General features: G+C 56.3%; 10 protein-coding genes. 4 read left to right on the top strand and 6 right to left on the bottom strand.

Annotation, left to right across the window (positions count from 1 at the left end):
- Positions 1–136: 136 nt before the first annotated feature.
- The 4 genes from DQG18_RS15630 to DQG18_RS15645 form a co-directional block, all read right to left on the bottom strand.
- Positions 137–1,555: a mannose-1-phosphate guanylyltransferase/mannose-6-phosphate isomerase gene (locus DQG18_RS15630; RefSeq protein ID WP_116655182.1), complete on the bottom strand. Its 1,419-nt coding sequence runs from the start codon at positions 1,553–1,555 to the stop codon at positions 137–139.
- Between the two features lie 41 nt (positions 1,556–1,596).
- Positions 1,597–2,601: a GDP-L-fucose synthase gene (gene fcl, locus DQG18_RS15635; protein WP_116655183.1), complete on the bottom strand. Its 1,005-nt coding sequence runs from the start codon at positions 2,599–2,601 to the stop codon at positions 1,597–1,599.
- 114 nt (positions 2,602–2,715) lie between these two features.
- On the bottom strand, positions 2,716–3,846 hold the full coding sequence (gene gmd / locus DQG18_RS15640) for a GDP-mannose 4,6-dehydratase (protein WP_116655184.1): 1,131 nt from the start codon (positions 3,844–3,846) through the stop codon (positions 2,716–2,718).
- Between the two features lie 9 nt (positions 3,847–3,855).
- On the bottom strand, positions 3,856–4,605 hold the full coding sequence (locus DQG18_RS15645; RefSeq protein ID WP_116655185.1) for a glycosyltransferase family 2 protein: 750 nt from the start codon (positions 4,603–4,605) through the stop codon (positions 3,856–3,858).
- Between the two features lie 141 nt (positions 4,606–4,746).
- On the opposite strand from DQG18_RS15645, the gene DQG18_RS16780 reads away from it, so the two are divergent.
- The 4 genes from DQG18_RS16780 (at position 4,747) to tnpC (ending at position 7,710) form a co-directional block, all read left to right on the top strand.
- On the top strand, positions 4,747–5,043 hold the full coding sequence (locus DQG18_RS16780; protein ID WP_116655191.1) for a DUF2793 domain-containing protein: 297 nt from the start codon (positions 4,747–4,749) through the stop codon (positions 5,041–5,043).
- A 196-nt stretch (positions 5,044–5,239) separates the two neighbouring features.
- Positions 5,240–5,662 carry a transposase gene (locus DQG18_RS15660; protein ID WP_198669807.1) on the top strand — a complete coding sequence of 141 codons (423 nt, stop codon included), beginning with the start codon at positions 5,240–5,242 and terminating at the stop codon, positions 5,660–5,662.
- Positions 5,663–5,679: 17 nt separating this feature from the next.
- On the top strand, positions 5,680–6,006 hold the full coding sequence (gene tnpB / locus DQG18_RS15665; protein WP_425454231.1) for an IS66 family insertion sequence element accessory protein TnpB: 327 nt from the start codon (positions 5,680–5,682) through the stop codon (positions 6,004–6,006).
- Between the two features lie 81 nt (positions 6,007–6,087).
- On the top strand, positions 6,088–7,710 hold the full coding sequence (gene tnpC, locus DQG18_RS15670) for an IS66 family transposase (protein ID WP_116655188.1): 1,623 nt from the start codon (positions 6,088–6,090) through the stop codon (positions 7,708–7,710).
- A 529-nt stretch (positions 7,711–8,239) separates the two neighbouring features.
- Here tnpC and DQG18_RS15675 read toward each other — a convergent pair.
- Together DQG18_RS15675 and DQG18_RS15680 are read right to left on the bottom strand one after the other, a co-directional pair.
- On the bottom strand, positions 8,240–9,340 hold the full coding sequence (locus DQG18_RS15675) for a glycosyltransferase family 4 protein (protein ID WP_157970212.1): 1,101 nt from the start codon (positions 9,338–9,340) through the stop codon (positions 8,240–8,242).
- Between the two features lie 119 nt (positions 9,341–9,459).
- Entirely contained in the window at positions 9,460–10,128 is a 669-nt protein-coding gene (locus tag DQG18_RS15680; protein ID WP_157970213.1) for a UDP-N-acetylglucosamine 2-epimerase, read from the bottom strand.
- Between the last annotated feature and the right edge of the window lie 154 nt (positions 10,129–10,282).

Genomic DNA, 10,282 nt, shown 5'->3' on the forward strand with positions numbered 1-10,282 from the left:
TCGAACCTGGGCTTCCAGAAAGTCCCGCTCTTCGACGCTTAAAACAATTTCATCCGCTACCCGGCCCGCCATATCATTCTCCAAATCGCTTGGACCAATGATACGAATTACAGTTCCAGGTGACTAGAAACAATTTCTATTTGCGGGCGTAAACATCCTCATAGCGAATGATGTCGTCTTCTCCCAAATATGGCCCAGTCTGGACCTCAATCAGCGTCATGGGCAGTTTACCTGGATTTTCCAGCCGATGCTTGGCGCCCAAAGGGATATAGACTGACTGGTTTTCGGTCACGAGCTTTGTCTCATCGCCGATCGTTACCTTTGCGGTTCCCTCGACAACGATCCAGTGCTCGGAGCGGTGATGGTGTGATTGAAGGCTTAAACACCCGCCAGGTTTGACCACGATACGCTTGACCTGAAAGCGATTCGAGAGCGCCAGCGTTTCGTACCAACCCCAAGGGCGATTATCGCGCGGGAAGGCCTCGGCCTGTCTTGCCCCTTTTGCCTTTAACGCATCAACGGCCTTTTTGACATCCTGGGCGCGCGATGCGTCCGCCACCAGCACTGCGTCCGGCGTTGCAACTGCAATGATATTTTTAAGTCCGATACCGACAAGCTCGACGCGTTCGTCTTCTGAGCGCAACAGCGTATCGGTGCACTCAAGCGCAGTTGCATTCCCCGATAGCGCTACTCCTGTTTCATCGGGTCCCATCTCGCGCAAGACGGCATCCCACCCCCCAAGGTCAGACCAGCCGGCTGAAAAGGGGACGACAACTAGGTTGTCAGATTTTTCCATCACGGCATAGTCGATCGAAACATTCCGAACCTCAGCCCAGGGACTAAGTGCCAACCGGGTGAAGGTTAGATCTTCTTGGGCTTGGGAAACCGCCCTATCAACCGACACAATTAGGTCGGGTGCATGCTCCTTGAACGCCTTGATAAGCGTCTTGGTTGAGGCTAGAAAAATCCCAGCGTTCCATAAATGCCTGCCGCTTTCGGCCATTTCGGTAGCCCTCGCAGCGTCAGGTTTTTCAACAAACCGCACAAGATCGATAGCCTTGGCCGTCTCGTCAGGCACCTGAGCCAGTTCGAGATAGCCATAACCGGTTTCGGGGTATTGGGGCGCAATCCCGAAAGTCACGATCTTTCCGGCCTCGGCCTCGACCCGACCGATTTCGACGGACTTTCGAAAGGCTGAAGCATCAGGCACCACATGATCGGATGGCGCGATCAGCATCAGACTGTCGGACGAAATCTTTTCGAGCCATAATGCTGCTGCAAGGATCGCTGGCGCGGTATTGCGACCCTCAGGCTCGATCAGGATGCCCTGGGGTGCGATCTCCAGTTTGGTGAGTTGTTCGATAATGATGAAACGAAAGGCATCATTCGTCAGAACCAATGGGGCCGCATAGCCAGGGCCCGATAGACGCCGCGCAGACGCCTCGAACAGGCTTGCTTCCCCTAAAAGCGGCACGAACTGCTTGGGATAGGATTTGCGCGACAAGGGCCAAAGCCGCGTGCCCGAGCCGCCACATAAAAGAACGGGTGTGATCAATTACACATCCCCCAAGGAAATGTCTGAAAAAATGAGATGGTTCAGGCTGAACGGATAGCTGTTCCATCCTGATCAAGGAACCAGCGATAGGTGTCCTTGATCCCCTGGCGCAGATCGATCTTTGCCTTCCAGCCCATGCGTTCGAGTCGGCTCACATCCATCAGTTTGCGCGGGGTCCCTTCGGGTTTGCTCGCATCAAACCGGATTCGCCCCTTATAGTTGGTGATCTCGGCGATTATTTCGGCCAGTTCACGAATGGAGACATCGACCCCTGAGCCGATATTGATATGGCTGAGCATGGGCAGGGTCTCGTGTTGATAGGTGGCCTTGTCGAGATCAAGGACAAAGAGAGCTGCTTCGGCCATATCATCCACATAGAGAAACTCGCGGCGTGGTTTACCAGACCCCCATACCACAACTTCGGCGTCACCAGTGCGTGCAGCTTCGTCGAAGCGGCGAAGCAGTGCCGGCAACACATGTGAGTTTTCCGGGTGAAAATTGTCTCCCGGCCCGAACAGATTGGTTGGCATCACCGAACGATAATCGACGCCGTACTGTCTGTTATAACTCTCGCACAGCTTGATGCCGGCGATTTTGGCCACGGCATAAGGTTCATTGGTGGGTTCAAGTACGCCAGTCAGCAGCGAATCCTCGCCCATCGGCTGTGGGGCAGCACGTGGATAGATGCAGGAGGAGCCGAGGAAGAGCAGACGCTGGACACCAGCTTTGAATGCCTGATGGATCACATTATTCTGGATCATCAGGTTCTCGTAGATGAACTCTGCCGGATAGGTATTGTTTGCGTGGATGCCTCCAACTTTCGCAGCGGCCAGAATGACTGCATCAGGTCGTTCTGCCTCCATGAAACTCCGAACCGCAGCTTGGTCGGTCAGATCGAGTTCGGCATATGTGCGCGTCACCAGTTCGACGTTTTCGCGCGGCAAAAGCCGTCGCGAGATTGCCGACCCGACCATGCCACGATGGCCGGCAACGAAGTATTTCAAGGGGCCTTTTTCGGCAGGTTTTTTGATGGAGGAATTAATCATGATGAGTTTTCCGTCCCTATCGAAGTTGGGGCCTATCGAAAGTTGGGCATCAGAACGAGTTCTGATCCTCAATCAAATGGTGACCATTCATTAAAAGGGGTGAATCGTGGTGCGTCAGTTTTCCACCGAAATTGGTGCCTCAAAGCCATGTGATTTGAGAAAGGCATGACGGCGTGCGGTTTCCAAATCCTCTGCCACCATTTCTGCACACATTTCCTGAGCGGTAATCTGAGGTTCCCAGCCGAGTTTCTCCCGCGCCTTGGTCGGGTCGCCGAGAAGCGTCTCGACCTCTGCCGGGCGGAAATAGCGTGGGTCAATTCTGACGACCACATCGCCGGGCTTTACCGCAGGTGCATTTTCTGAGGTAACCGCCTCGACTATGCCGCGTTCCTCGACGCCGCTGCCTTCGAACGACAGGGTGATGCCGATCTCCTCTGCTGTCCAGCGGATGAATTCGCGTACAGAATATTGACGTCCTGTTGCAATTACAAAATCATCCGCCTTTTCTTGCTGGAGCATCATCCACTGCATGCGGACATAATCTTTCGCGTGGCCCCAATCGCGCAAGGCATCGATATTGCCCATATAGAGACAAGTCTCCAATCCGTGGGCGATATTGGCCATGCCGCGTGTAATCTTACGTGTCACGAAAGTTTCGCCCCGGCGCGGGCTTTCATGGTTGAACAATATGCCGTTGCAAGCGTAAAGCCCGTAAGATTCACGATAATTGACGGTGATCCAATACGCATAGAGCTTGGCGACCGCATAGGGTGAGCGAGGATAAAAAGGCGTAGTCTCACGTTGCGGTGTTTCCTGCACCAAGCCGTACAGTTCTGAAGAGGAAGCCTGATAAAAACGGGTCTTTTTCTCCAGGCCGAGAAAGTGGATTGCTTCCAACAGTCGCAACGCACCAATGGCGTCGACATCGGCCGTATATTCGGGCGCCTCGAAACTGACCGCGACGTGGCTCTGCGCACCAAGATTGTAAACTTCATCCGGCTCAATCTCACGCAGGATGCGCGTCAGGTTGGAGGTGTCGGTCAGGTCGCCGTAATGAAGGGTCAGTCGTGGATCCGGTGCGTGAGGATCTTGATAGATATGATCAATGCGCTGTGTGTTGAACGAAGAGGTCCGACGTTTGATCCCGTGCACCTCATAGCCTTTCTGGAGCAGGAACTCTGCTAGATAAGAGCCATCCTGCCCAGTGATTCCGGTGATGAGGGCGCGCTTGCTCTGTGAGGACATCGTCTCAGCCTATCCTTTTGCTACGAACTGTACGATTTTGCTTAGATTCTTCCAGGCGAGTGCTCTGGCCCCACCGACGCCATTCGTTTTGAGCGCCCGATAGTCTTCTCCACTCTTACGGAGTATTTTTGACAGTGAATGGTTGCTTTCGCCACCCAATCGCATCTTGACGAGAACTTCGGGAATATAGGCGGGGCGCAGGTTCTCTCGGCTGAACCAGCGCAGGATTGCATCATAATCTGCCGCGATTTTGAAGCTGGTATCATATGCGCCTTGGCGTTCAAATACTTCCCGTTTCAAAAATAGCGCTGGATGGGGGGGCATCCACCCACGGCGCAATTTTTTGGGGCTGTAGGCACCGGAACGCCAGCGACGGATAATGCGATCTTCATCCGTTGCCGAAACATAGTCGAGATCGCCATAGGCAGCCAGCACACCGGACATTTCGAATGCAGTTGCCACTTTCTCCAGCACTTGATCGTTAGCAAAGAAATCATCGGAATGCATCAGCCCGATGACATCGCCCGAGGCAAGTGCCACTCCCTTGTTGAGCGCGTCGTAGATGCCGTTGTCCGGCTCGGAGATCAGCCGCATGTGTGAATGTCTTGCCGCTTCGAGTGCAGTAAGCGTGCCATCCGTGGATGCGCCGTCGATGATCAGATGCTCGATGTTCTGCCAAGTCTGTGTACGAACGCTGGTAACTGCCTGACCAACCGTTGCTGCGCGATTGTATACGGCCGTGATTATCGTGAATTTCATGAACCGGATTGTCGTGTCCCTAGAAATGGGTGGCTTTCGATTTATCCACGCCACATGCGGCTGGACTATAGTCAGTCAATATGACTTGTGAAAGGAGAATTCGTCTTAGAGGATACACCCGACCTCTCATCGCCCTATATCATGCCGTCCCAGACGCACAAACATGTAACGCATAATGAAGCGATCCGCCCACTTGACGCCATGGTTCGACTCGCTGTCCTTGATCGCGATCAGACTGAACCGCCGGCTGAGCCGACCGAGGGCGACCGCCATATAGTAGCAACGGGAGCCACCGGCCTTTGGACAGGACGGCCTGGTGGCGGCCCGGCAGGACGGGGCATGAACCTTTCTTGCACCTCGGGCGGGTTGGCGCGCTGCGGTCATTGGCGAACGGATCATGATGTGGTTCGACGGGACGAACTGGAACACCGCATCTGAAGCTATCATGCCCTTCAGGATCTTGCCTTGCTCGGTGTAAACGCCACCGCAGATGCCTCCAGTCGGCTGGTAGTCAATGCCTCCGCAACTTACTGTCGCATGAGGGAGCCAGCCACCAGCTGAAGATCAACAAGGCGGCGGTTGATGGTAACCGGCCGAGTTTGGCCGCCTTCCGCTTGGTGCGTTCCAGCGTGTAATGACCGTCGTTATTGGCGTCGTTATTGACGTCAGCAACGCAAGCGACGGAGATTTCATGCGCTATGAGGTGATGACGGGGGTTGAGCGTCGGCGGCGCTGGTCTGACGACGAGAAGCTTTCGGTTCTGGGTCAAGTCGGTGTGGACGGCGAGACCGTCGCCAGTATCGCACGCCGGCACGATATCACCCGTCAGCATATCTACCAGTGGCGCCGCGAGATGCGCCGCAAAGGGCTGGTGAGCCATCGTGATCCGATGCTGGTGCCGGTCGAGATCGCCGAGGATCCGACATCCGATACTGATCATTCTGGTTTGGTCGAGCAGGTGGAAGTGGTCCTTTCCAATGGCCGCAGCATTCGGGGCCGGACGTCGATGAGCGATGCACAGTGGGTCCGGCTGATCCGGATTGCTCAAGCAGCATGATTGGGCCGGGAACGGGTGTGCGGGTCTATCTGGCCTGCGGCGTCACGGACATGAGGAAGGGGATCGCCGGCCTTGCCGCGATTGTCCAGGACCAGTTGCGACACAAGCCGGCCAGTGGATCGGTCTTTGCGTTTCGTGGCCGGCGCGGTGACCGGATCAAGATTCTCTATTTTGATGGCCAGGGGTTTTGCCTCTATTATAAGATTCTCGAGAAGGGTCGCTTTCCCTGGCCCTCTCCAGCCGATGGGACAGCGCGTTTGACCTCAGCGCAACTGGCCATGCTCTGGGAGGGGATTGATTGGCGCCGGCCCAGTTGGGGTGCGCCGCCACAACGATTTTCCTGATCGTTTCCGGGCGCTTTATCTTACTGTTTTTGCGCAATAATTCTGGTGCGAAGCACCCGATTCTGCTAGGGTTTTCGCATCATGACGAGCCCTGCCGAACACCAGTCCGACGAGCTTGACGCGTTGCGTGCGATCATCGCTGCACAGGCCAGTCAGATCCAGGAGCTCTCCCGATCCAACCGCGCTTATGAAGCGCTCGTCGATGCCCTTCGGGTTCAGATCGTGCGGCTTAAAAAGCAGAAGTTCGGTGCCTCCTCCGAGAAAGTGGCGCGCAATATCGAGCAACTCGAGCTGGCCCTTGAGGGGCTGGAGGTCGCGAGGGCCGCGATCGACACGAGTGCTGATGAGGACGACGCCGTTGCACCGCCACAAAACGCCTCTGCTCCCCGTCGGCGCGGCAAGCCGGCTCTGAGCGAACATGTTCTCACCGAGCGCCGCACCCTCGATCCCGGTTCAGAATGCCCCGATTGCGGCGGCGAACTGCGCCTTGTGAGTGAGGACGTTTCCGCGATCCTCGATCTGGTTGCCGCACAACTCAAGAAGATCGAGATTGCCCGGCCTAAAAAGTCCTGCCGCAAATGCGAAGCCATGGTGCAGACCCCGGCACCAACCCGCCCTGTGGCCCGCGGCATGGCAGGCCCGGGGTTGCTCGCTCACATCCTGGTCAGCAAGTACGACGATCATCTTCCCCTCTATCGCCAGGGCGAGATCTTTGAGCGCATGGGCGCCGATATCCCACGTTCGACATTGATCGACTGGTGCGGCCAGGCGGTTGGCGTGCTCAAGCCATTGGTGGCGCGCATTCGCGACCATGTCTTTGCCGCCGATCGCCTCCATGCTGACGATACCCCAATCCGGGTACTCGATCCAAAGGTGGCGATTGCTTCTGGCGGCGCCAAACGCGCGGTCAAGCAGGGCCGCATATGGGTCTATGTCCGGGACGACACACCCTTTGCAGGCGATGACCCACCGGCCATCGCCTATCTGTTCCCCCCCGATCGCAGGGGTGAGCATCCCCAGACCCATCTGGCCGGGTTCTCCGGAATCCTGCAGGCCGATGCCTATTCAGGGTTCGGGGCACTCTACAAGCCCGACCCCATGACCGGGGAACAGCAGATCCGGGAGGCCGCGTGCTGGGCGCATCTGCGGCGCGACTTCCACGACGAATGGACGTCGAGCAAATCCCCCATTGCGTTTGAAGCCATCAATCGTATCGGCGTGCTCTACGACATCGAGCGGCGCATCATCGGATGTTCGGCCCAGGAGCGCCTGGCTGTCCGGCAGGCAGATAGCAAACCGGTCGCCGCGGCCTTCAGGCGCTTCGCCGAGGAGCAGCTCGACCGTATCTCGGGCAAAAGCGATGTGGCCAAGGCCTTCCGCTATGCCCTCAAGCGCTGGCCATCCTTCACCCTGTTTCTTGAGGACGGGCGTGTAGCGATCGACAACAATCCTGCCGAGCGGGCAATCAGACCAATTGTTCTTGGAAGAAAAAACTTTCTATTCGTGGGCTCGGACGCTGGCGGAGAAACGCTCGCCGATGCGATGACCATCATCGAAACGGCCAAACTCCACGACCTCAACCCGCAGGCTTACCTCGCCGAAATTCTCGGCTGCATCAACGATCATAAGATCAATGCGCTCGATGAACTACTGCCCTGGAACTGGCGCCCAGCCGAAACTACCCCAAGCGTCGCTGCGGCATAAACCGGCCGCTTACGGTTGATGACACAGGGGCACTTCTGTTCCAGACTGGCTGGTCTGGCCGTGCTGAAATGGGATTGGCAGACGATGACGATTTTCATGTCGAGGTCAGCCCAGACAGCTCGAACTGGCATGAAGCTCTGGCGGTTGATAAAACTACCGCCAGGGTCGGTTTTGGCACGAACCCGCCGCAAGGGCGACTACATTACCGGGTAGCGGATGTAGATAATGGTTTTGCCTTTCTATGGCGGGGAACCCCGGGAAACGCCCATAGCGTGTGGGCAAAATGATTGAATAGATCTGTATCAGGAAAACCAGTCAGCCCTGAGCATCAAAGCTCGCTTTGCAAATTTGGACCTGATCCTGCGCACACCATACCGGCCAGCGGGAATGTCGCATCAACAGGCCTGACAGAAGCGCGCGCTCGATCATTCCCAAGCCGGAAAAATTCCTCTTGCATTACGGGCGGCAACCACAGAAGGTGTCCAGCTTCTCTGAAGATCGCGACACGCTAAAGCGCAGGCAGCATCTGTCACGTTGGCCCGTCTTTTGCACCGGGCCGCAGGATTGCGGCCATTTGGCGATCGAAACGCCTCACTGAAAACCGATCTCGAGCGGCTGCTGCGGCATCCTCTAGACTGGATGCGAAAGCGGCGGGGGCCGACTGTTTCCGGCGATATAGGTTGCGCAAAGCGTCTGCAATTGCGGCCACGGAGCGCACCGGAACAAAGTGGCCTGGATAATCACGTAGTGTAGCCCGCAAGGCTGGTATGTCGGAGACAACAATCGCCTTGCCGGCGCACATCGCCTGAATGACAGCCAATGGCTGGCATTCGCTGGAGTAGCGGGATGGAAGGCTGATGACATCGGCCTCCTCGATGAGTGCTACAACAACAGTCGGCAGAACATTGCCACGGTAGTCGAACCATTCCTCGGTTGAAAGCACATCAAGGCGCCGAGCGGCTTCCGATACCGACATCTCCTCATCGGCAAGTGATTGACCGACGGATATAAGACGGATCGCAAGTCCCTCAGCATGAATCTGACGGACTGCTTCCACAAGATCGAAGAAACCCTTGCTCGCCATCAAATTCGAATTCCAAAGGACGGTAAGCGTGTTGGATTCAGGATTGCCGGCTCCATTCGTGGAATCGCCAGCAAAATAGTTCTCACAAAGATGGATAGGCGCAGCCGTCACCCCACGTAGCGGTTCCAGCAGGTGCGTTGAAGGCACGATAATTTCACAATGAGCGTAGAGCGCTTTGGCGAGGGGGGATATCCTTCGATCCGAAAGTAGCTCTACGATATCCGAACCATGTGCGTGCACCACGATTCTGACACCGGCCCAAGCGGCCAGCAAGGCAGGCGCATCCCGCAGAAAACCACCATTGGAACGAGAGCAGACGAGGTAAAGGGACTTAACGCGACCAAATGCAATATCCCACCACAAGCGACAAACCGCGCGGGCCCAACTGGCCACACTGCGCAAGGCCACTCCATGATAGACATACTCGCGCCATTTTATTGATGGCTGGTAGCGCACCACCCGAGCAGTTACCAAGGCCTGCCCGGTCGTTTGCGTATAATCGCCTGACCAGAGAGCGATTTGCATTCCATGCAAATATGTCGTCATAGCGAGGTGTCTCATTTCTCGGTCGTGTAGACCGATGATCGAACAGATTGAATCAGAAATTGGCGGAAACAGAGAGATATTTCGAGGCGTCCAATTGGAGACCTCTATATACCGCTGATCTAAGCCTTTTTGGCAAGCACGGGTTGTCGTGTCCTGCGATGAAGGACTTCAGCGACTGGTCTTCTGTCTTTCTTGCGGTCAACCCTGCGTCGCGGCGGTGGCTTTGACGTTGATCCCTTGACCTGATCCAGTTTGACATAGACTTTGGCCCATTGTGCTGGCGTTTCGAGCAGGCCGGAAGAGGAATTGCCGACCATCGCCGCGCTTTCGCGTAGCATGGCCAGGTAATTGAGCGAGCCGAAATTTTCGACCAGCGCAGCCAATGGGCGTTCAGCGATGAACTGGCCAAGCTCCGCGCGGATGACATCGCCGCCAACATCGGCATTCGGCGCGGTGATAACCACTGGAACGTCGACCTGCCGCAACGCATCCAGAAGCACCCTGATCTGTCTGCCGACATCATCAGCCTGGCGCGTGACCGGGTGGAACGTGACCAGCAGCGGCGGGTGGTTGAGGTTGAGGCCGAACCGCCGCTCCAGTTCAGCGCGATCGGGCAGACTGGCGTGTCGCAGATTGTCCAGACTCGGTGCACCACTGACATGAACCCGCCACGGCTCCTCGCCCATTTGCAGGATGCGCTCCGCATAGTCGCGTGTGGCAGCGAAATGAAGGTGTGAAATCTTGGTGATGGCGTGGCGGAATGAATCGTCGATAGCTCCGAACGACACTTCTGGGGCATGAACTGCGCACCATGGGCTAGTCACCTGGAACTGTAATTCGTATCATTGGTCCAAGCGATTTGGAGAATGATATGGCGGGCCGGGTAGCGGATGAAATTGTTTTAAGCGTCGAAGAGCGGGACTTTCTGGAAGCCCAGGTTCG

The sequence above is a fragment of the Pelagibacterium sediminicola genome (assembly GCF_003390885.1).
Lineage (GTDB): Bacteria > Pseudomonadota > Alphaproteobacteria > Rhizobiales > Devosiaceae > Pelagibacterium > Pelagibacterium sediminicola.